18 protein-coding genes, 1 other RNA gene and 1 pseudogene are annotated in these 21,960 nt (G+C 62.8%); 11 read left to right on the top strand and 9 right to left on the bottom strand.

The features are described from left to right. The first annotated feature begins 5 nt into the window (after nucleotides 1–5). The 8 genes and pseudogenes from PCLY_RS21070 (at nucleotide 6) to PCLY_RS21035 (ending at nucleotide 6,312) form a co-directional block, all read left to right on the top strand. Nucleotides 6–1,256: an OprD family porin gene (locus PCLY_RS21070; RefSeq protein ID WP_061241959.1), complete on the top strand. Its 1,251-nt coding sequence runs from the start codon at nucleotides 6–8 to the stop codon at nucleotides 1,254–1,256. Between the two features lie 41 nt (nucleotides 1,257–1,297). Next, a complete protein-coding gene (locus PCLY_RS21065; protein ID WP_061241957.1) occupies nucleotides 1,298–2,278 on the top strand; it encodes a Bug family tripartite tricarboxylate transporter substrate binding protein in 981 nt (326 codons plus the stop codon). 48 nt (nucleotides 2,279–2,326) lie between these two features. After that, nucleotides 2,327–2,779, top strand: coding sequence for a tripartite tricarboxylate transporter TctB family protein (locus PCLY_RS21060; protein ID WP_061241955.1), 453 nt, complete (start codon nucleotides 2,327–2,329; stop codon nucleotides 2,777–2,779). Nucleotides 2,780–2,782: 3 nt separating this feature from the next. Beyond that, nucleotides 2,783–4,297: a tripartite tricarboxylate transporter permease gene (locus PCLY_RS21055; protein ID WP_061241952.1), complete on the top strand. Its 1,515-nt coding sequence runs from the start codon at nucleotides 2,783–2,785 to the stop codon at nucleotides 4,295–4,297. Nucleotides 4,298–4,311: 14 nt separating this feature from the next. After that, nucleotides 4,312–5,259: a D-2-hydroxyacid dehydrogenase family protein gene (locus PCLY_RS21050; protein WP_061241949.1), complete on the top strand. Its 948-nt coding sequence runs from the start codon at nucleotides 4,312–4,314 to the stop codon at nucleotides 5,257–5,259. An 89-nt stretch (nucleotides 5,260–5,348) separates the two neighbouring features. Beyond that, nucleotides 5,349–5,573, top strand: a pseudogene (locus tag PCLY_RS21045) (tyrosine-type recombinase/integrase); the annotation flags it as partial. A 48-nt stretch (nucleotides 5,574–5,621) separates the two neighbouring features. Beyond that, nucleotides 5,622–5,987 carry a type II toxin-antitoxin system RelE/ParE family toxin gene (locus tag PCLY_RS21040; protein WP_061241945.1) on the top strand — a complete coding sequence of 122 codons (366 nt, stop codon included), beginning with the start codon at nucleotides 5,622–5,624 and terminating at the stop codon, nucleotides 5,985–5,987. Beyond that, nucleotides 5,980–6,312, top strand: coding sequence for an XRE family transcriptional regulator (locus tag PCLY_RS21035; RefSeq protein ID WP_061241943.1), 333 nt, complete (start codon nucleotides 5,980–5,982; stop codon nucleotides 6,310–6,312). Before PCLY_RS21040 ends, PCLY_RS21035 begins: the two co-directional genes overlap by 8 nt. Before the next feature lie 69 nt (nucleotides 6,313–6,381). Here the strand turns inward: PCLY_RS21035 and ssrA are convergent. Then, nucleotides 6,382–6,773, bottom strand: a transfer-messenger RNA (tmRNA) gene (gene ssrA / locus PCLY_RS21030). A gap of 127 nt (nucleotides 6,774–6,900) precedes the next feature. Here ssrA and PCLY_RS21025 point away from each other — a divergent pair. Beyond that, nucleotides 6,901–9,816 (top strand): hybrid sensor histidine kinase/response regulator, encoded by a 2,916-nt coding sequence (locus tag PCLY_RS21025; RefSeq protein WP_061241942.1) that lies wholly within the window; start codon nucleotides 6,901–6,903, stop codon nucleotides 9,814–9,816. A 4-nt stretch (nucleotides 9,817–9,820) separates the two neighbouring features. Here PCLY_RS21025 and PCLY_RS21020 read toward each other — a convergent pair whose 3' ends face one another. The 6 genes from PCLY_RS21020 to PCLY_RS20995 form a co-directional block, all read right to left on the bottom strand. Further along, a complete protein-coding gene (locus tag PCLY_RS21020; RefSeq protein WP_061241940.1) occupies nucleotides 9,821–10,066 on the bottom strand; it encodes a hypothetical protein in 246 nt (81 codons plus the stop codon). A gap of 78 nt (nucleotides 10,067–10,144) precedes the next feature. Then, on the bottom strand, nucleotides 10,145–11,167 hold the full coding sequence (gene rtcA, locus PCLY_RS21015; RefSeq protein ID WP_061241938.1) for an RNA 3'-terminal phosphate cyclase: 1,023 nt from the start codon (nucleotides 11,165–11,167) through the stop codon (nucleotides 10,145–10,147). 53 nt (nucleotides 11,168–11,220) lie between these two features. Then, nucleotides 11,221–12,009, bottom strand: coding sequence for a nucleotidyltransferase domain-containing protein (locus tag PCLY_RS21010; protein WP_061241934.1), 789 nt, complete (start codon nucleotides 12,007–12,009; stop codon nucleotides 11,221–11,223). 15 nt (nucleotides 12,010–12,024) lie between these two features. After that, nucleotides 12,025–12,603 carry a hypothetical protein gene (locus PCLY_RS21005; RefSeq protein WP_061241933.1) on the bottom strand — a complete coding sequence of 193 codons (579 nt, stop codon included), beginning with the start codon at nucleotides 12,601–12,603 and terminating at the stop codon, nucleotides 12,025–12,027. A 9-nt stretch (nucleotides 12,604–12,612) separates the two neighbouring features. Next, nucleotides 12,613–13,839: an RtcB family protein gene (locus PCLY_RS21000; protein ID WP_061241932.1), complete on the bottom strand. Its 1,227-nt coding sequence runs from the start codon at nucleotides 13,837–13,839 to the stop codon at nucleotides 12,613–12,615. A gap of 678 nt (nucleotides 13,840–14,517) precedes the next feature. Beyond that, a complete protein-coding gene (locus PCLY_RS20995) occupies nucleotides 14,518–16,068 on the bottom strand; it encodes a vWA domain-containing protein (RefSeq protein ID WP_061241931.1) in 1,551 nt (516 codons plus the stop codon). Between the two features lie 219 nt (nucleotides 16,069–16,287). Here PCLY_RS20995 and rtcR point away from each other — a divergent pair, with 219 nt between their 5' ends. Continuing rightward, a complete protein-coding gene (gene rtcR, locus PCLY_RS20990) occupies nucleotides 16,288–17,889 on the top strand; it encodes an RNA repair transcriptional activator RtcR (RefSeq protein WP_061241930.1) in 1,602 nt (533 codons plus the stop codon). Here the strand turns inward: rtcR and PCLY_RS20985 are convergent. Beyond that, on the bottom strand, nucleotides 17,883–19,736 hold the full coding sequence (locus tag PCLY_RS20985) for an Lnb N-terminal periplasmic domain-containing protein (protein ID WP_231740192.1): 1,854 nt from the start codon (nucleotides 19,734–19,736) through the stop codon (nucleotides 17,883–17,885). The genes rtcR and PCLY_RS20985 overlap by 7 nt on opposite strands. Before the next feature lie 144 nt (nucleotides 19,737–19,880). On the opposite strand from PCLY_RS20985, the gene PCLY_RS20980 reads away from it, so the two are divergent. Next, entirely contained in the window at nucleotides 19,881–20,192 is a 312-nt protein-coding gene (locus tag PCLY_RS20980; RefSeq protein ID WP_061241928.1) for a TraR/DksA family transcriptional regulator, read from the top strand. Here the strand turns inward: PCLY_RS20980 and PCLY_RS20975 are convergent. After that, on the bottom strand, nucleotides 20,185–21,825 hold the full coding sequence (locus PCLY_RS20975) for a cation:proton antiporter (RefSeq protein ID WP_061241927.1): 1,641 nt from the start codon (nucleotides 21,823–21,825) through the stop codon (nucleotides 20,185–20,187). The genes PCLY_RS20980 and PCLY_RS20975 overlap by 8 nt on opposite strands. Nucleotides 21,826–21,960 lie beyond the last annotated feature (135 nt).

Here is a 21,960-nt window from a genome sequence, read left to right as displayed (position 1 = left end):
CCACAATGACAAGAAAAAAATCCCTCAGCTACTCCGTCGTCGGTATGACGGTCATGGCGCTGCCTGCAGTTGGCGCCAACGCCGCCGGTTTCATCGAAGACAGCAAGGCCAGCCTCGAGCTGCGCAACTTCTACCTCAACCGTGACTTTCGCGAGAATGCCGGGCAGAACAAGCGCGAAGAATGGGCGCAGGGCTTCATTCTCAATTTGGAGTCCGGCTTCACCCAGGGCACCGTGGGGTTCGGCATCGATGCCATCGGCATGCTGGGCGTCAAGCTCGACTCTTCCCCTGACCGCAGCGGCACCGATCTGCTGCCGCGCAATAGCCGCAATCGCGCCGAGGACGACTACAGCAAGCTGGGCGTGACCGGTAAGGTGCGTTTCGCCGAGAGCCAGCTGCGCGTCGGCACGCTGATGCCGAAGATGCCCTACCTGCAGTACAGCAACTCGCGCCTGCTGCCGCAGGTGTTCGAAGGCGTTCAGCTGCAGAGCAAGGACCTCGAGGGGGCGACCTTCACCCTGGGCGAGATCAACCGTGTGGTTCAGCGCAACGTGTCCGGTTCGGACAAACTTGCCTTGAACAACAAGAACGGCCGTTTTGGCGCCAGCCCGGAAAGCGACGAACTGCGCTACGCAGGTGTCGATTACGCAATCAATCCGCAGCTGCTGGCCAGCTATCACTACGCCGAGTTGAGTGATATCTATCGCCAGCATTTCGTCGGGCTGCAGCACAACCTGCCACTGGGCAGCGGCAAGCTGAAGAGCGACCTGCGTTATTTCAATAACAGCGAAACGGGTCGCGAGCGGGTTGGCAAGATCGATAACCAAGCGGTCAACGCCATGTTCACGTACAGCGTCTCGGGGCATTCTCTGGGGCTCGGCTACCAGAAAATGCTCGGCGACGATGCCTTCACCTACGTCAACGGTGCCACGCCTTACCTGACCAACTTCCTGCAGATCAACGATTTCGCCGGTCCCGACCAGCGATCCTGGCAGCTGCGCTACGACTTCGACTTCGCCAAGGTCGGCGTCCCTGGTCTGACCTTCATGACCCGCTATGTACGCGGCGATCAGGTCGACCTGGCGGTAGGCGAGGGGCGCGAGTGGGAACGCGACACCGATATCGCCTACGCCTTCAGCGATGGCCCGCTGAAAAATCTCAAGGTGACCTGGAGAAACGCCACCTACCGGTCGAGCTTCGTCCGTGATCTGGACGAGAATCGCCTGATCCTGAGTTACATCGTGCCGCTGTGGTAACCCAGCGCCCTTGCCTACAAATCTAATAAGAGGAACCCATCATGATCACTCGTTCCATTCGCCGTATCCTGCCGCTTTCCATGGCCGCTCTGCTGGCCAGCGCCTCCGTGCTGGCCAATGAGCCGGCGCGCCCGGAATGCATCGCCCCGAGCAAGCCGGGCGGTGGTTTCGACCTGACCTGCAAGCTGGCCCAGGCCGGTTTCAAGGACGAAGGTCTGCTCAAATCGCCAATGCGCGTGACCTACATGCCGGGTGGTATCGGCGCCGTGGCCTACAACTCCATCGCCGCCAATCGCCGTGCCGAGCCGGGCACCCTGGTGGCCTTCTCCGGTGCTTCGCTGCTCAACCTGGCACTGGGCAAGTACGGCCGTTTCGATGAGAACGCAGTGAACTGGCTGGCGGTGATCGGCAACGACTACGGCACTCTTGCCGTGCGCGACGACTCGCCCTACAAGAACCTCGACGACGTGGTGCAGGCCCTCAAGAAGGACCCCAAGAGCATCATCGTGGGTGGCGGCGGCAGCATCGGAGGTCAGGGCTGGATGAAGATCGCGCTGCTGGCACGTGCCGCCGGTGTCAATCCGCGCGACCTGCGTTACGCCGCGTTCGAAGGCGGTGCCGAGCACTACATGGCGCTGATGGGCGGGCACGTCGATCTGGTCACCGGCAGTGCCAGCGAGATCCGTGCGCAGCAGGGCAACAAGATCCGCACCCTGGCGATCTTCAGCGAAAAACGCCTGGACGGCGACCTGGCCTCCATCCCCACGGCTCGCGAGCAGGGCTATGAAATTCAGTGGCCGCTGATCCGTGGCTACTTCCTCGGTCCGGACGTGAAGGAAGAAGACGTTGCCTGGTGGCACACACAGTTCGACAAGCTGCATGCCTCCAAGGACTTCCAGACCTACCTGGCTGATCGTGATGTGTTGCCCGACTACGTGACTGGCCCGGAGCTGGAGAAGCTGGTCAAGACGCAGGTTCAGGAGTACCGCAAGCTGGGCGAAGAGTTCGGCCTGGTTGAGTGATAGTCCCATGCGCCGTCTTCGGGCGGCGCATTGCTGCGGAGCAACACCATGCATGATCGTATCTTTGCAGGGGTCACCTTGCTGCTTTGCTGCGTCCTGGCTGTTCTGGCCTGGGGCTACAGCGCGCCTTTTTCCTATGAGCCGGTCGGGCCCAAAGCCTTCCCGTTGCTGCTGCTGTTGCTGATCGCGTTCGGCTGCGTGCAGCTTCTACTGAACCCGCCAGCGCCAGCCGAAGGCGAGGAGCCACCGCTCAATCGTGCGGTGCTGCTCAAGTCGGTGACTTTCCTCGGCCTGATGCTTGGTTACGCGATGCTGTTCGAGAGCCTCGGCTTCATTCTGGCCAGTGTGCTCTTCGGTATCGGCATGGCGCGCCTGTATGGCGGCAACTGGCTGCACAGCGTGATCAGTGGCGTGGTGCTCGCCATCGGCCTTTATCTGCTGTTCGACAAAGCCCTCGCGGTACCGCTACCGCTCGGCATCCTCGCGAATCTGGAGAGCTAACCCATGGAAACGCTCGGTTATCTCAGCCATGGCTTCGGCGTGGCGCTGAGTCCTTACAACCTGCTCACCGCCCTCTGCGGGACCCTGATTGGCACAGTGGTCGGCCTGCTGCCGGGCCTTGGCCCGATCAACGGCGTGGCGCTGCTGATTCCGGTCGCCTTCGCCCTCGGTCTGCCGCCGGAGACGGCGCTGATCCTGCTGGCTGCGGTCTATCTGGGCTGCGAGTACGGTGGCCGTATCTCCTCGATCCTGCTCAATATTCCGGGTGAGGCATCCGCCGTGATGACCACCCTCGACGGTTATCCCCTGGCGCGTCAGGGGCAGGCGGGCGTGGCCCTGTCGCTGTCGGCCTGGAGCTCGTTCATCGGCGGCGTGATCGCCACCATCGGTGTGGTGCTGTTTGCGCCCTTGCTGGCGAAGTGGGCAGTGGCCTTCGGCCCGGCCGAATACTTCGTGCTGATGGTCTTCGCCATCACCTGTCTGGCCGGTATGGCCGGCAGCAAGCCGTTGAAGACCGCTGTTGCCGCGCTGATCGGTCTGTTGCTGTCGTGCGTGGGCATCGACGCCAACAGCGGTGTCTATCGCTTCACCTTCGGCAGCCTCGGGCTGGCTGACGGTATCCAGTTCGTGGTGCTGGTGCTGGGCCTGTTCTCGGTCAGTGAACTGCTGGTGCTGCTCGAGCGCACCCACCATGGGCAGAAGGCGATCAAGGCCAGCGGCCGCATGCTCTTCACCCTCAAGGAAGGTGGTTTTGTGCTCGCCACCAACCTGCGCAGTGGCGTGGTTGGCTTCGTCCTCGGCGTGCTGCCGGGTGCTGGCGCGACGCTGGCCAGTGCGGTGTCGTACATGAGCGAGAAGCGCATGGCGGTGAAGGACAACAAGTTCGGCAATGGCGACCTGCGTGGCCTGGCTGCACCGGAAACCGCCAACAGCGCCGCTGCCTGCGGCTCCATGGTGCCGATGCTGACCCTCGGCGTGCCGGGTTCGGGGACCACCGCGGTGATGCTCGGCGCCCTGACGCTGTACAACATTACGCCAGGGCCTTTGCTGTTCCAGCACCAGCCGGACATCGTCTGGGGCCTGATCGCTTCGCTGTTCGTCGCCAACATCATGCTGATCGTGATGAACGTGCCGATGATCAAGGTCTTCACCAAGGTGCTGGCCGTACCGTACTGGGCGCTGGTGCCCGCGGTGGCGATCGTCACGGCCATCGGTGTGTACGCGGTGCATGCAACCACCTTCGACCTCTATCTGATGATCGCCATCGGCCTGTTCGGTTACGTCCTGCGCAAGATGGACTTCCCGCTGTCGGCGATTCTCCTGGGGTTCATCCTCGGCGGGATGATGGAGCAGAATCTGCGCCGCGCGCTGTCCCTGTCCAGCGGCGATATCGGTATCCTGTTCGCCAGCCCGATCACCTGGGTGGTCTGGGGCCTGGTGGCCGTGATGATCGTGCTGCCATTCTGGCGCGCCTGGCGTGCGCGTCGTCAGCAGGGCCGCGCCGCCAGCGTGGCCTGATTCGGAGGCTCGGCATGCGTATCGTGATACCGGATGACTATCAGCGGGTCGTGCAAACGCTCGATTGTTTCAGCCTGCTGGATGGTTTCGATGTTCGCCTGTATCACGATCCTGTCAGCGATCCGGATGTGCTGGCCGAGCGCTTCGCCGATGCTGAAGCGCTGGTGCTCACTCGCGAACGCGCACGTATCGATGCCGCGCTGCTGGCGCGCTTGCCCCACCTGAAACTGATCAGCCAGACCGGGCGAGCCGGCCCGCACCTCGATCTGGACGCCTGTCGCGAACGCGGCGTAACGGTTGCCGAAGGTACCGGCTCGCCCATCGCAGCAGCCGAGCTGACCTGGGCACTGATCCTCAATGCCCGGCGGCAGTTGCGCGAGGCCATGAACGGTCTGTATGCCGGGCACTGGCAGGTCAACCTGGGCCAGCGTCTCTATGGCCAGACGCTGGGCATATGGGGCTACGGCAAGATCGGCCAGCGCCTGGCGCGTTATGCGCGGGCCTTCGACATGCAGGTACTGGTGTGGGGCAGCGAGTCGTCGCGCCAGGCGGCCGTGGCCGACGGATATGAGGCAGCGGCGACACGCGAGGCCTTCTTCGAGCAAGCCGATATCCTCACCCTGCACCTGCGCCTGGTAGAGGCCACACGGCATTGCGTGGGCGCCGACGATCTGGCGCGCATGAAGCCCGACGCACTGCTGGTCAATAGCAGTCGCGCGGAACTGATCGCGCCGGGGGCACTACTCGATGCATTGAACCGCGGCCGTCCTGGCCAGGCAGCGCTGGACGTGTTCGAGCAGGAACCGATCCTGCAGGCCGATCATCCGCTGCTGACCCATCCGCGTATCCTCTGCACCCCGCACCTGGGCTATGTCGAGAAGCACAGCTACGAAGCCTACTTCGGCGAGGCCTTCGCCAATGTCAGGGCGTTTGCACTGGGCGCCTCCGCTGAGCGCGCGTAGGGCTTTGTTGGCAGGGTCGCGGGCATGCTGATTAGGGACTGGAATCGCGAGCATCAGCCGCCTCCAGCCCGACCGGGCCTATCACTTGGTTCCGCCGAGCGCTCAACCCATCTGGCATCGAGCTGCCGAGAGGGCAGGCCAGCCAAGCACTGCGCTACACCTTCGCCAGCCACTTCATGCAGAAGGGCGGGAACATCCTCACGCTACAGATAATCCTGGGTCATTCGAGCCTGGCGATGATCATGCGCTATGTGCACTTGGCGCCGGATCATCTACAGGATGCGGTACGCTTTGGCCCGCTCTGGTCTCTATGATTCAGATATTCCATTGATGGAATATTCCTTCAGGGTTATATTTCCGCCATGACTTGGGATATTGAATACACCGACGAATTCGGTGAGTGGTGGGAAAGCTTGTCTGCTGAGGAGCAGGAGTCCGTTGCGGTGTCAGTCCAGCTTCTGGAGGAGCGAGGCCCGTCACTCGGCTTTCCACACAGCAGCGGAATCAACGGCTCTCGTCACAGCCATATGCGCGAGCTGAGGACGCAGCACGAAGGCCGGCCATACAGAACCCTGTATGCGTTCGATCCCAGGCGCTCGGCTATTTTGCTGATTGGTGGCGACAAGACTGGTGATGATCGTTGGTATGACATTAACGTTCCGCTGTCTGATCGACTGTATGACGAACATCTGGAACAGCTTCGAAAGGAGGGCTTGATAGATGGCTAAGAAATTTGCAGAGCTGCGCGCAAAAATGGCGCCTGAGGCTCAGGCCAGGGTAGAGGCCAAAGCCCAGGAGTTGCTTGCAGAGATGCCGCTTCATGAGCTGCGCCAGGCTCGTGGGTTGTCACAGAAGGTGCTGGCTGAGGTGCTGCATGTACAGCAACCATCCATTGCCAAGATGGAAAAGCGTACTGACATGTACATTTCCACTTTGCGTAGCCACATCGAAGCCATGGGTGGTCAGTTGGATGTCATTGCCCGGTTTCCCGATGGTTCGGTGAAGATCAGTAACTTTTCAGACATCGAAAGCGATCTTCTCCAGCAGGCTTAACGCTTCGACACTTTTTCGACACCCCAAAGAAAAACCCCTGACTTTCTCTAGGAAAATCAGGGGTTTATTTGGTGGAGCCGGGGGGATTTGAACCCCCGTCCGCCAGTTCTCCACTGTCGGTACTACATGCTTAGCCGTGTCTATTGAGTTAACCCTCAGCCGCCCGACGGGCAGGGTGCATTGGGCGAGTTGTGTAAGTTTTAGCCACTTCGTCCACAACGTACTACGCGGCGATCCTGTTCTGCATGACAATCACTTCAGGTTTACAGGCATCCCCTAGTGATCGCTGGAGCCGAAGCTACCAGAAGGACTAGTCGCGCCGCTTACGCAGCGAGAGCGTAGCCCTCGTAGTTTTCGTCATTGGCAACTATAGAAAGTTGCAACAGTTTATTTACGACTTCTGTTACCAAGTCGGCATGCACCTCGAGCTTCGCTACCGGCGTCGAATCCTAATCGGCCCCAAAACTGCGTGGTTACAGATAGGACGCAGAGTGTACGGCAAAGGTTCCTCAGCGTCGACTGCGGATTCCCTCTCGGGACGCTATGATGACGGCTCGCATCTGCCTGCGCCCTCTGCAAGGAACCGTAATGCCGAGTTGTAGCCGCTACCCTCTACGTCAGTGGATCTGGCGCGCGTTTGTGCAAAGTGCGCTCATCCCGCTGATTCTGGTGGAGTCGGTGCTGATTACGGTTTACCTGCTGAGCAATCAGGCGATCCGCGATGCGCAGATCGGCCATCTGCAGGAGACGGCAGTCCAGGATCTGGCCAGTGCCGCTTTACGTGAAAGTCAGGTGATCGACGGTCGCCTGCGCTCAATCGAGTCGCTGGTGCAGGTGTATCGTGATGCCACCCACAAGGCTTTGTTCGATAGCCGTTTCCAGGCTGACGGCCTTGAGCGTCAGCGCCATGCCGTGACCGACAGCGGCGTTTTCTATACCCGCAGCGATGATGGGCGCGCGGCGTCGTTCTACGCCAACAGCACACCCTTGGCGCAACAGGATCACGACAAGGTGATGCGCCTGTCGCAGCTCGATCCCTTGATGCGTTCGATTCAGCAGGCCAACCCGTTGGTCGCTGCCCTGTATTTCAATACCTGGGACAGCTACAACCGCATTTACCCCTGGTTCGATACGCCTGCGCAGTATCCCCATGACATGGTGATACCCGACTACAACTTCTATTACCTCGCCGACGCCAAGCACAACCCGCAACGCAAGGTAATGTGGACCGAGGTGTATCTCGACCCCGCCGGGCTGGGCTGGATGATGTCGGCAATCGCTCCGGTCTATCGGGATGATTTTCTCGAAGGTGTGGTCGGTCTCGACGTGACGGTCGGTCAGATTCTGGGGGAGATCGGGGACCTCGACGTGCCCTGGCAGGGCTATGCGATGCTGGTCAGCCATGACCACAACATCATGGCGCTGCCGAAGGCCGGTGAGCGGGACTTCGGCCTGCGTGAGTTGACTCAGTATTCCTACGATGAAGCCGTGCGCCGCGAGGTGCTCAAGCCCGAGGATTTCAACCTGGCCACGCGCGAGGGCATGGCGTCGTTGCTGCAGGCGATGAACTCAGGTGATGGCAGTGTGCAGGAGGTGCTGCTTGGCGGTCGCAAGCAACTGGTGGCCTGGAGCGAGGTTCCGCAGACCGGCTGGCGTCTGTTGCTGGTGGTGGATGAGCAGCAGATATTTCAGGACACCAACCAGTTGGCCGAGCGCTACATGCAGATCGGTTATCTGCTGATTGCCGGCCTGGGCGGCTTCTACCTGCTGTTTTTTGCCCTGATGTGGCTGCGCTCGCGCAACCTCAGCGAGCAACTGGCGGGCCCCATCAATGGCATCGTCGACATGGCCGCCAGCCTTGGACAGGGCAAGTATCTGCCAGCGGCACCGGACAGCCATATCGCCGAGGTCAGCCGCTTGGCCGATGCCGTGCAACAGGCTGGCAAACAGCTCAAGGCCAGCGAACGTGAGCGGCAGGAAGCGCAGAGCATCCTGCAACTGGTACTGGAGAGCACAACCGAAAGCCTCTGGCAGATCGATACCAGCTCGCTGACCATCGAGCTCAGCGAGCGCTTTGTGCGGCGCTTCGGATTGGGCGCATCGCTGCTGACGTTGAGCGAGTTCAATCAGCGTGTACATCCGGACGACCTGGAGCGCCTGCGTCATCTGCGCAAGCTGTTCGCGGACAATGGCGAAGATTACTTTGACGCCGAGTATCGCTATCTCGATTGCCGTGGCGAGTACCTCTGGCTGCTCAGTCGAGGCAAGGTCCTGTCGCGTAATGAGAACGGCTGGCCGCTGCGCATCGCCGGTACGCACGTCGACATTACCCGGCTCAAGCAAGTCGAGGAGGAGCTGCGTCACGCCAGCCTGCAGGCGCTCGCTGCCAGTCAGGCCAAGAGTCGCTTCCTGTCGAGCATGAGTCATGAACTGCGTACCCCGCTCAATGCCATTCACGGCTTTGCCCAGTTGATCGAGATGGAGGTGCAGGACAAGCAGGACGCCAAACTGGAGGCCGATTACTCGCGTGAGATCGTCAGTGCCAGTCGCCATCTGACTTCGCTGGTGGATGACATCCTCGACCTGTCGAGCATCGAGAGCCGGCGACAGCAGTTGCAGTTGCAGCCGATCGAGATTGGCAGCCTGCTCAAGGGCTGTGCCGAGCTGGTGCAGCCCGAAGTGCAGCAGAAACAGCTGCAGCTGCAGGTGATGGAGGCAGCCGATCCTCCCTTGTTCGTGCAGGGCGATCCGCGGCGGGTAAGGCAGATACTGCTCAACCTGTTGTCCAACGCGATCAAGTACAACAGCCTGCGCGGAATGATCCGCATGGGCTACGAGGTGCGCGCCGACTGCATGCGACTGTGGGTCGACGACACTGGACCTGGATTGTCCAGTGAGCAGCAGGCGCAGTTGTTCCAGCCATTCCAGCGTCTCGGGCGGGAGAGCTCGAATATTCCGGGGACCGGCATCGGGCTGGTGTTGTGCCGGGAGTTGGCCACGCTGATGGATGGCGAGATCGGTGTGCGCAGCGAAGCCGGGGTAGGCAGCCGCTTCTGGCTCGACATTCCCAGTGCGGCGAGCCCTGAAGGCCCGTACGGCGAGGCTGACGACGCCCCCGCGCAGAGTGTGCAGAGTCTGGTGCAGGTGCTGTGCGTGGAGGATCACCCAGCTTGCCTGAGGATTCTCCAGGCATCGTTGCGTGAATTTGCCGAGGTCAGAGGCGTGGGTTCCTGCCAGCGTGCGCTGGCTGAACTGCAGGGCAGCGAGCCGGCGCTGGTGCTGCTGGACATCGACCTGCCCGATGGCAACGGGCTGGAAGTGCTCGATGCCATGCGTGCCGAGCCACGGCTACGTGATGTGCCGGTGATGGTGATCAGTGCAGTGGCCGACGCCCGTCTGTTCGAGGATGCCAAGGCTCGCGGGGCGTCGGCCTGCCTGAGCAAGCCGGTGGATCTACAGGAGGTCAGGCAGGTGGCGTTGGGTCTGCTCTATAGCGGCTTCTGAAGGCTTACTCGCTGGCTGACAGCAGATCCAGCGCTTCGCCGAGGACCTTGACCGACTCTGCGTGATCGCCTGCCTTGTGCAGTGTTTCTCCCTCGGCGCGCAGCTCCTTGACCTTGGCCAGCACCTCGGGATCGGACGGTGGATCGCTTTGCAGCAGCGCATCGATCTTGGCCATGTCCTGCGGGCAGTGCATGGCCCATAGCGGCAGGCTGATCAGGGCAGCGGCGAGAAACATGAGCGTGCGACGCATGGTGACTCTCCTGAAACGGGTGTTGGGAGTTGCAGTATAGGAGAGCTTGAGTCAGTGGCCGGTTATCGGCGAAACCCGTCAGCGTCGCAGCGCGCGCACCAGAACGTTACCGTTCGATTTGTCGCACTGGATGTCGATATCCATGAAGTGTCGGATGACCTCTATGTTGCTGCTCAAGTGCTCGCTGATGTGCGGTGTGGTGAAACTGCCTGCACCGGCCATGGCCAGCGGCAGCAGCAGTTGGTCTGCCAGGTGCTCCTCGACAGCAGCGCCGCTGCCGAGCCAGGTGCGCGCCTGTTCGATGGCCTGGTCGGCTACCTGTTCGGCGCGCACGCTGGTTTGCCCAACGCTGCTGAATACGGCGGTGACATCGCTGCAGGTGACCTCCAGCAGCAATATGTTGCCGGGGCCGATGTCCCGATCCAGCCATACACCCTTGAGGTCTTCGTCCGGCCATTTCAGGCGCTTGCTGACCCGAGCCAGTTCGCGTTCGGCTACATGCCCCGGCACGTCGGCCAGCAGTGCCCGAGCCTGCTGGCCGAGGCGCTCGCCGGGGCCGCTCAGGTGCAGCGGCTGCAGGGTGCCAGGGGTTATCTGCAGGGTCACTTCACCACCGCCGGCCGGCACGAAACCGTGGCGCAGCAACTGCAGCTCGACCTGGGCGCCCATGCGCTGCAACAACGGCAGCCAGCTGTGCGCGAGAAACTCGAACGGCGGCGCCAGCGGGTTGTGCGTACCGCCGCTTAGATGGATGCGACTCGGAGTGTCGGCCTGCAGCAAGGCGGGCAGCAGCGTCTGCAGCACCAGGCTGCAGCTGCCGGCGGTGCCGATGGCGAAGCGGTAATCGCCGCCGCGAATCGGCCCCGGTACGAAACTCAGGCTCTGTGAGCCAAGCTCGACACCGCAGGTGTTGGCCGAGCTGATCTGCGCGGCGGCAGTCACTGCGGTCAGATGCTGGCGCAGCAAGCCCGGCCGGCTGCGCTTGGCGCGGATGTTGTGGATGCGAAACGGCTGGCCGGTAAGCATCGACAGGCTCAGCGCGCTGCGCAGAATCTGGCCGCCACCGATGGCGCCGTCCAGTTCGAGGAAGTCCGTGTTCATGTTGTGTCCTTGTGTTCGCTGAACATGCCCTTGCGGCGCGAGGGCATGTTCATTCAGGCGTATCGCTCAACCGTCTCACGCAGGTAGGTGTCGAGCACGCTATCGTCCGCTCGGGTGCGTGGCAGGCTCGCTACCGTCTGTTCCAGCTGCGTTTCGATAAACGCATGCAGGGCCGGACGACGTGGGCCGTAGGCCGACTCGTCAGCACTGCGCTTGAGCGCCAGCAGCTCATCGACTTCCGCCAGCAGGGCGCGGTCGTCCACAGTCTGCAGCAGGTCGGCGAAGGTCATCGGCGGGCGGCCGCGATCTTGGTCGATCCAGCGTACGGCAAGCAGCGGGCGCAGCACATAGAAGTACTTCTTGAAGCGCACCGTCTCGTCTTGCAGGTAGCCGCGAAAATTCTTCTTGGCCATCGACAGGTAGTGATGACGCGCCGCAGGCGGGCTGTAGAACAGCTCGGCCAGTTCGCGCAGGCGCGCCGTGGCGTCGTCTTCCTGGCGATACACCAACGGTGAGTCGAGCCATTCCAGCAGCGTCGGGTTGGATTTGCGCAGCAGGCCAAGGGTCTTGCGCAGCTCCCAGCCGCTGACGTCCAGCTCGTCGTCCAGCGGCCGCTCGATCACGTCGCGTGGTGTGTCGACCTGGACGAACCAGTCCGGTTTTTCCACGTAGACGAAGCGTACGTCGTAGTCGCTGTCGGGCGAGGCGAAGCCCCAGGCGCGGCTGCCCGACTCGCAGGCATACAGCACCTTGACGTTGCGCTCGCGCTCTATGCGCTCAAGTTCTTCCAGCACCCGTGCGCGCATGGCGTCGCTGAGCGGGTGGCGTTGTTGCATGTCCATGTTTGAGGTCCTTGCTCAATCTGTTGCGCTGGCGGCCAGCGCCGACAAGGTATTTCGTCGCGGGTTGTACAGCGTGAGGCACCAGACTCCCCACCATTCCTTGCCTTCGTCGAAGTAGCTGCTCCAGGTGCTGCGGTGAGGTTCGGTATCCGCGTTGCCGACCCAGTCGAACACTTGCAGCCCCTCGTCGGGATACAGCCGCAGTGTCTTTTGCCACTCGCGAAAGTCCGTCACTTGCAGCTGTGTGCCGTAGGGCGGGTCGCGAAAGTTCCGACACAGCAAGCCATCCTCACTGGCCAGCTCATGCAGCTCTATAGGGTTGAGAGCCGTTGGGTGTGCTTGTGCAAAATCGGGTGTCAGGTCGGGCCAGCGTTGTTTAGCAAAGCGCGAGTCTTGTGCAATCAGCTCAAGTCGGCCAAGGCGAGCGCGTTCCTCAATGCCCTCGAACAGCAACTGCAACGCCTGCCGGTGTTCCGCCTCGCCGGGCGTAGCCGTCGGGTCGAGCGTCATCACCACGAAGTCGAACACGCAGCCCGCCGCTTCCAGGCGGATGCGTAGTTCGTCGAGTCGTTGGCTTTGCATGGGTTGCAGCATGTCCTTACCTCATCCTTTCACGCACACCACCTGTCGCAGGGTATGCATCACTTCCACCAGCTCGCGCTGGGCGTCCATTACCTGGTCGATGTCCTTGTAGGCCATCGGGATCTCGTCGATCACGTCGGCGTCCTTTCGGCATTCGACGTGGGCCGTGGCCTTGATCTGGTCGTCCACGGTGAACAGCTTCTTCGCCTTGGTGCGGCTCATGGTTCGGCCGGCGCCGTGGCTGCAGGAGCAGAACGCTTCCTCGTTGCCCAGGCCGCGCACGATGAAGCTCTTGGCCCCCATGGAGCCGGGGATGATCCCCAGTTCTCCCTTCTTCGCCGACACCGCACCTTTTCGCGTTACCAGCACCTCTTCGCCGAAGTGGCGCTCCTTCTGCACATAGTTGTGGTGGCAGTTCACCGCTTCCAGTGCCACGTCGAACGGCTTGCTGATCACGCCTCGCGCCGCCGCGATCACCGCGTGCATCATCAGTGCGCGGTTTTGCTTGGCGAAGTCCTGCGCCCAGCCCACGGCTTCCACGTAGTCGTTGAAGTGCTGGCTGCCTTCTTCGAAGTAGGCCAGGTCGCGGTGCGGCAGGTTGGCGATGTGCTGGCGCATATCGGCCTGGGCCAGTTCGATGAACAGGTTACCGATGGCGTTCCCCACGCCGCGTGATCCGCTGTGCAGCATGAACCACACGCGATTGGCTTCATCCAGGCAGACCTCGATGAAGTGGTTGCCGGTACCCAGGGTTCCCAGGTGTTTGCGGTTGTTGGTCTTCTCCAGCTTCGGGTGCTTGTCGGTGATCAGCTTGAAGCGCTCGCTCAGCGCCGACCAGGCGTGGTCGGTCTGCTCCGGCACGTTCTCCCAGGCGCCTTTGTCGCGGGCACCGCGCCCGGAAGTACGGCCATGCGGCACGGCCTTCTCGATGGCAGCGCGCAGGCCGGCCAGGTTATCCGGCAGGTCGTGGGCCATCAGCGTGGTGCGCGCGGCGATCATGCCGCAACCGATATCCACACCAACGGCCGCCGGGATGATCGCACCGACCGTGGGGATCACGCTGCCGATGGTCGAACCCTTACCCAGGTGCACATCCGGCATCACCGCCAGGTGCTTGAAGATGAACGGCATCTGCGCCGTGTTCATCAACTGCTGCTTGGCGTCCTCCTCGACCGGGACGCCTTGCGTCCACAGCTTGATCGGCTTGCCATTGGCCACTTCCAGCAGGTTGTAAGTCTTGGTTTGCATCGTCATTCACTCGTCATTCGTGCCGGTTATCCGGCGTGTGTTCAGTGAGGCGACTAGAGGTGGTGAAACATGCGCGCTGCTCTATCCCATTGAGCTACCCGTTGCCGGGGCGGGAGTTGAACCCGCAACCTTCACGTTCTGTAGTTCCACCGGCATTCGCCGGGTCAAGCAAAAAAGTGGAGGCCGGGCCTCCGCGCAGCGACGAGATAACGGGCACATTTGCTCTACCGACTGAGCTACAGCCTTGCGGCTGGCGGGATTCGAACCCGCGACCCAATGTAGTACCCGTGGCATTCGCTGCCGGCCCGCCGTGGCGGGCCAAAAAAGATGCGACGACAAGGTGTGGTGAAACGTTTTCGTGTTCTGCCATTGAACTACGACCCCGCAGTGATGGAGTCGACGGGATTCGAACCCGCATCTCGACCGTGGAAGGGTGTAGTTCCACCGGCATTCGTCGCAAAACTCTGAATCAGGTGGCACGACAAGATGAGTGACTGTTCCGTGTTGCCACGGGCCGGTATCGAAACCGGCATAACCAATGTACAGCCACTGGCATTCGTGCCTTCGTGCGCAGTCGACAAGGGTGTGATGAGACGTCTTGGATGTAGTCCCATCGGCATTCGAATGCGCTCGAAATCGTTGATCTGTGTGCCCGGCCGCAATTGGCCGGGCGCGTTGTCATAACTCCATCTGCTCGATGGCGTCGACCCAGTGGCCGGCGCCGAAGCGGCCGCTGGCGAACTGTGCCAGCACATCGAACACCGCGTCGCTGAAGCCGCCGACATTCAGGATGTCCTTGCGGTCCGCCGCCTGCGTGGTGCCGTAGGGCTGCAGATCGATGCAGATCAGCCGCGCTTGCGGGTTGATGTGCTTGATCCGCTCCCACTGCCGCAGGGTTTCGGTGGCGCCGTGGCGGCGGGCGTCGATCCAGGATTCGTTGTCGGAAACCAGAACCAGTGTGTCCACCTTGGCCTTGGCGTCGGCCAGTTGCTTGAGCGGCGCGGAGCAGCTGGTGCCGCCACCGCCGACCGCCGCCAGCCTCGAAGCGTTGCTCATCACACTGTCACGTGGGTTGAGCGCTACCTTCACCACCTTGTTCTCGAACGGCAGTACCTGAGCGCGCGGTTGCTTGCGCAGGATGGCCGCTGCCACCAGCGCCGCGACATCGATGCAGCGCACAGCCGTGGTCGCGCCCTGGCGGTAGCCGGTCACGGGGCTGTGCATCGAGCCGGACACGTCCGGGCACACCACCACATGGCCGCTCAGCGCCGGCACGTTGGCCAGCGACAGCTCCAGGGCGTCCTGCAGCGCCTCGCGCACGGCCAGCGGCACACCGTCGCCAGTCATGCGGTAGGCGGCCAGCAGCTGGTACGGGTAAACCCGTGCCTTGGCCACGGCTTCGGCATCAGCCAGACGCTGTGCAACCCGCTCTGCGCAACCCTCGACCGCCAGTGCGCCGTGGCGCTGCAGGGTGTTGAGGTTCATGCGCAGTGCCTGCCAGCCCATGCGTCCAGCCAGTTCGGCCCAATGCTCGGCGCTCAGCGTCTCGTTGCCGAGCAACTGGAACGGTACGTCCGGCAGTTCGCTGCTGGCGCCGCTGCGAAAGGCCAGCAGGGCGCGGGTCAGCGGCGGCAGGGCGGCGGCATCGGCCGGTTTGCCGATCAGCCAGGCGAAGAAGGCGGCGCGCCAGGCTTCGCTCGGCTTGGGGTGAACCATCTTCACCACGTCTGCCAGTGACGGCTGGTTGCCGATCGCCGCCTGCAGCAGCTGGCGTTCGCTGGCCGTGTTCAGCCAGTTCTGCACCAGTCGCTTGGGCTGCGAGCCGAGCGATTTGCGCCCGGTCACGCCGCTGCGCAGGATCTGCACGAAGGTGCGCAGCATCTTGCCGTTGTCCACCACCTGCTCGAACAGCGCCGGCACCAGGCTCGAACGCTGGGCGGCCAGGGCTGCCAGCAGCAGGGCCGGCATGTCTTTTATGTGGCCTTTCTTGCGGGCGTACAGTGCGGCCTTGGCCACGTAGCGGGCGTCGAGTCCGGCGACCAGCTTCAGCACTTCGGCCAGCTGCGTTTCAGCATCGGCGTAGAAGGTCTGGTTCAGGCAGCCGGTGACGGCGAGCTGAGCCAGCTTGTGCTTGGGCGTGTAGGCATAAGCCGGTGCCTGCTGCTGATTCAGGGTGTCGCTGGCCGGCAGTTGCGCGGCCCGGGTGTTGAACAGATTGAAGTTGGCCATCGTGGCGTCTCGCTGTGTTTATCCGTTGTGCCAGAACTATTGCAGCGGCTGTGCCAGGTTTCGTTTTCTTGCTGTGATTTATTTTTAAGTTATTGATTTATAAGAATTTAATATTTTATTTTTGCCCGTTATGGAAAACTGCTTGGCAGCGTTCGCTCTGATTTTTATATCTGATAATATCGTTTCTTATCTTTATGGATAGTTTCTGAGGCGGTGGATATGAATGGCAAACGCACAGTCGCCATCGGTTTCATCGGCACGACCCTGGACCGGGTCGGCAAGGGCGCCAACCGCTGGAACAAGTGGCGGCCGAGCATCGGTCTGTGTCAGCAGGCCGATCTGTTGATCGATCGCCTGGAGTTGATTCACGGTACCGATGCGCGCGACCTCAGCCTGGCCGAGCGCATCCGCGCCGACATCCAACAGATATCCCCGGAAACCGAGGTGCGCCTGCAGCCGATGCACCTGCGCAACCCCTGGGATTTCGAGGAGGTGTATGGCGCGCTGCATGACTTCACCAGTGGTTATGCCTTCGATACCGAGCACGAGGACTACCTGGTGCATATCACCACCGGTACCCACGTGGCACAGATCTGCTGGTTCCTGCTGACCGAGGCGCGCTATCTGCCGGCACGGCTGGTGCAGACCTCGCCGGCGCGCAAGCGTGATGAGGCGGCGCAGGTCACCGGTACCCATGCACTGATCGACCTCGACCTGTCGCGCTATGACCTTATTGCCTCGCGCTTTCAGAGCAAGCGCCTGGAAAGCCTGGCCTTCCTCAAGTCCGGCATCGCCACGCGTAATGACGCCTTCAACCGTAGCATCGAGCAGATCGAACGGGTCGCGCTGCGCTCCTCGGCGCCGATGCTGCTGATCGGCCCGACCGGTGCCGGCAAGTCATTCCTCGCTCGCCGCGTGTACGAACTCAAGCGCAGTCGCCATCTGGTCGAGGGGCGTTTCGTCGAGGTCAACTGCGCCACCTTGCGCGGCGACGGCGCTATGTCGGCGCTGTTCGGCCATATTAAGGGCGCCTTCACCGGTGCGCAGAATGCCCGCGATGGGCTGCTGCGCGCGGCCGATGGCGGCATGCTGTTTCTCGACGAGATCGGCGAGCTGGGCCTCGACGAGCAGGCCATGCTGCTCAAGGCCGTCGAGGAAAAACGCTTCTTTCCGATGGGCTCGGACAAGGAGGTCAGCAGCGACTTTCTGCTGATCGCCGGCACGCACCGCGACCTGCGTACGCGGGTCGCCGAGGGCCTGTTCCGTGAGGACCTCTACGCCCGCATCAACCTGTGGACCTTCGAGCTGCCGGGGCTGGCCGGGCGCCGTGAGGACATCGAGCCGAACATCGACTTCGAGCTGGAGCGTCATGCCCGCGAGCAGGGGCGCATGGTGCGCTTCAACCTGGAGGCCCGGCGCCGCTACCTGGCGTTTGCCAGCTCGAGCGAGGCGGCCTGGCAGGGCAACTTCCGCGAGCTGTCGGCCTCGATCACACGCATGGCCACCCTGGCCGACAGCGGGCGTATCGACGAGGCGCAGGTCGAGGAGGAAATCACGCGGTTGCGGCGAGCCTGGGGGTTGGCCCAGCAGCAGGACGCGCTGGGCGACCTGCTCGGTGAGCAGGCTGCCGGCCTCGATCTGTTCGACCGTCTGCAGCTGCAGGCGGTGATCGAGGTGTGCCGCCAGGCCGACAGCCTGTCGGAAGCGGGCAGACGCCTGTATCAGGTGTCACGCCTGGCCAAGGCGCAACCCAACGATGCCGACCGCCTGCGCAAGTACCTGGCGCGCTTCGGCCTGGATTGGCAGGCGGTGTGTCAGTAGTGATACCAACGCAGCTCCAGTTTTACCTCGTTGACCGGGCTGGCGAGTTGGCTGAATTCACGCTGGGCACTCAGGCGCAGGCCGAGGTTGCGTGACACTTCCCACTGTTGGTTGAGCGACAGGCGGCGGCGCACTTCGCCGTTGTGGAAATAGTCGCCGGCTGCCTCCAGGGTCAGGTTGCCCACTGGGTGGCGCCAGAGCAGGCCGGTGTCGAAGCCCATCGCGGGGGCGATGACGGCGGCGAAATCCTCGTTGTATTCCAGGCGTGCGGTGCCAAGGGCGAAGCCGAGCAGGTCGTCGCTCAGTTGCCAGCTGGCGCCGGCACCACCGCTGAAATGGCCGACCAGCCGGCTATCGCCGTCTTCACCCAGTACGCGCTCCAGCCCGCCGCCGACCTGCCAGGACAGCGGCCGCAGCAGTGCATTGCGTGGTGTAAGTGAGCGGATATTGGCCAGGTCCAGGCGTTGCAGCTGCCAGTGGTTGTTCTCGTACTGACGCAGTTTGAGCTGGAGAATCTCGATCTGCGCGCCGAGGGGGAAGCCGTCGAGGTTGTCGTTCAGGTCGTGGTAGGCCATGCGCAGGCCGTACTCGGCGAAGGCGCGATCATCACGGCTACCGCCGGCCAGCTGCCAGGTGCGTGACTCGTGACCTTCCTCGGGCAGCGGCGGGCGCTCGACTTCCAGGGGCGGTGGCGGGTTGCGGTTGATCGCGCCGAGCAGTTGGAAGCTGCGCTGGGCGTTGCTGCTGCGCTCTTCGTCGTTGGCGTGGTAGCGCACCAGGCGAAAGGCGGCATCCTGAATCAGCGCGCGGCGCTCGGCCGGCAGAGCGAGAAAATCGGCCTCCTTGAGTTGCGTCGGGTCTTCGCTCAGGCGCAGCACCCAGGCTTGTTCGTCACGATCAAGTGGTTCGGCGCGCGCCAGCAGTTCGCGCTCACGCGACGGGCGATAGTCGATACGTTCGATCAGCCCCGCGTCCTTGACCGCACGCACGGTGTCGGTGGGGATGGCAGTGAGCGGGAAGTGTTCGGTCAGCTCGATGCCGGGGCGGGCGATTTCCAGCAGCTCGAGCAGACGGTAGGAGCAGTTCTCGTCGAAGAAGAAGTAGTCGAAGCGGATCTGTTTGAGCTCCCAGACGTGCTCGACCATGCGCGCGGTTTCTTCCGCTGTGAGGTTCAGCCGGTATTCCCACAGGTCGCGGTTTTCCAGGCGGTTGTATTCGCTGAGCTTGTCGCGGTAGGGCACCAGGGCGAACAGGCCGGGGTAGCCCCCCATCAGCCCGCGCCAGGCATAGAGGATGCTGTTGTCGTCGCCTTCGATGAAGGCGCCGAAATTCAGCGCGTAGCTCAGCAGTGCGGTGTTGTGGCTGTCGATGTCGGGCTGGTCGATGCGCAGCAGGGTGTGGCCGAACATCGATGATGGGCTGTTCAGATAGGCGGCCGGAAACACCAGTACGGTGCTGTGTGGATTGACGTCGGCGAACCAGTTTCGATATTCGGCGCAGTCCGGCTGGGGCAGGTCATCGAGTTGCAATTGCGCCTTGAGCCAGCGTGTGCGCGCCGGGTAGATGCACTGCGGGTGGCGGTCGCCCAGCTCGGCAGGTTGGTACAGCGCCTTGACGGTCGCCTGCAGCTCGGCGCTCGGGTCGCTGGCGCCCTGTTCTGCGAGAAAGAAGTCGTCATCGTCGACATAGCTGCGCCAGCCGCCGAGCTTGCCGGTTTCGTAGTGACCGAGGGCGATCCAGTAGGGATCGTTGGCCAGCTGTTCGACCGTGGCTGCATGCAGGGGCAGGCTGAGGCTCAGGGCGAGAGCGGTGAATATCCGTTTCAAGGTCGCTGTTCTTCTGGTCATGGCGATGTCCGAGCTTTGGCCAGGCGGTTGATGGGTGTCAAGGCAGCCGAGGTTGGCATTTCGCGCAAGTGCTGATCGGTGTCAGTCAGGCACGCTGCGCTGCCGATCACACTGAGCCTTCTTTATTACCCAAGGAGATGGCTCATGGCTCACCGTGATGTGTTGGACGCTCTGCTGCATGACTACACGACCCGCGCCGAGGCGATTCGCCGCGATCTGGGGCGCAGCCACTCGGCGGATTTCGCCGAGCAGGCGCAGCAGCGGCAGAACGATGAAGTGCTCGAAGCCCTGTTGGCGGAGGCCGAACATGGACTGGTGCTGGTGCGTCAGGCACAGCAGCGCCTGGCCGAAGGCCGTTATGGCGAATGCCTGTGCTGCGGTGAGCCGATCGACGCGGCGCGCCTGGCCGCCATGCCGGTTGCCGAGTACTGCCTGCACTGCGCCGAGTTCAACTGAGCGGCGCTTCGACTTCCTGCAACAGGCGCCGGGCGGCCGAGTCGGCGGCATCGATATAGGGCTGCAGGACACTGGCCGCACCGGCGCGATTGAAGGCTTCCAGGTCGCCTTCGCGAAAGGCGCTGAGGGTCACGCTGCCGCGAAAACCGGCACTGCGTGCTGCACGCAGCAGCAATGCATTGACCTCGCGCTGGGGGATGGTGCTGACCAGTGCGCGTGCCTGTGCCAGGGGCAGGTGGGCAATGAAGTCGGCGTCCTCGGCATCGCCGTAGCACACGGCCAGGCCTGCCTGGCGCGCGCTGGCCAGCGCCTGTGGGTCGAAGTCCACACCCAGCACGCGCAGGCCTCCGTCCTGCAGGCGATACGCCAGCTCACGCCCGTAGCGGCCCAGGCCGTAGACGATGACTTGTGGCTGCGCCTGTGCGGGGGCGTTGTCCTCGGCATTCTCGCGGTGGGCGACACGCCGTTCGAACAGGCCGAGCCAGGGCGCAAGGCGTTCGAACAGCGGCTGCGAGTAGAGAATCATGTAGGTGGACAGAGTGATGGTGATGATTCCTACCAGGGTCGTCAGCCCCAGCGCCGCCCCGCCCACGTGGCCGAGGCTGATGCCCATGGCGACGAAGATGATGGAGAACTCGCTGATCTGCGCCACCGTCAGCCCGGCCATGAAACCGGTGCGCTTGCGGTAGCCCATGGCGCCCATGATGGCCATGACGATCAGCGGGTTGCCGATCAGCACGAACAGCGACAGCAGCACGGCGCTGCCGATCTGCTGGTGCAGGTAGGAAAAGTCCAGCTGGATGCCCAGGTGCAGGAAGAAGAACAGCAGGAGAAAGTCGCGCAGGCTGGTCAGGCGGCTGGCGATCGCCTCGCGCAGCGGTGTGGAGGCCAGGCAGAAGCCGGCGATGAACGCGCCCAGCTCCTTGGACAGGCCAAGGGCCTCGGCGCCGCCTGCCAGCAGCGTGCCCCAGGCGATTGCGACCAGCATCAGCAGCTCGGGGGAGCGGGCCATGGGCGTCAGCAGGCGGGGCAGGGCGAAGCGCATCAGTGCATAGAGCCCCAGCAGGCTGGCCAGCAGCGCAGCGATCAGTGCCAGCGGCGACAGGCCCGCGTGTTCGCTGTTGGCCGGCTGATACAGGCTGATCACCAGCATTGCCAGCACCACGGCGATGTCCTGCACGATGAGAAAACCCATGGCGATGCGCCCATGCAGCGAGTCGATCTCGCCTTTGTCCGATAGCAGCTTGACGATGATGATGGTGCTGGAGAAGGTCAGCGCGACGGCCACGTAACCGGCGCTCGTCCAGTCCAGGCCCAGCAGGCGACACAGGGCCAGCCCCGCGAGGATGGTGAAGGCCAGTTGTCCCAGGCCCGTGGCCAGGGCCACCGCACCCAGGGTGCGGACCAGGTGCATGTCCAGTTTCAGGCCAACGACGAACAGCAGCACGGTGATGCCGATTTCCGATAGCAGGCTGATGGAACTGTGATCGCCGGACAGGTTCATCACCGCCGGGCCGGCGAGAATGCCAACCAGAATGTAGGCGATGATCAGTGGCTGGCGCAGCTTCACGGCGAGCATGCCGAGCAGCGCGGACAGGCTGAGCAGGGCTGCGATTTCCTGAAAGGCACTCATAGGCAAGGTTCCTGGTCATGGGGCTGCCTGTCGTTGTTGCAGGCTTGGCGCAGCAATGCATGGCAGCTTATCGATGCGGCGTTTTTGCGCATTGCCTTGAATCAAGCCTTGATCCTCTTCGCGCCACAGGCCCAG

The sequence above is a fragment of the Ectopseudomonas composti genome, assembly GCF_001567565.1.
Lineage (GTDB): Bacteria > Pseudomonadota > Gammaproteobacteria > Pseudomonadales > Pseudomonadaceae > Aquipseudomonas > Aquipseudomonas composti_A.
This window is presented reverse-complemented; position numbering and strand designations above follow the sequence as displayed.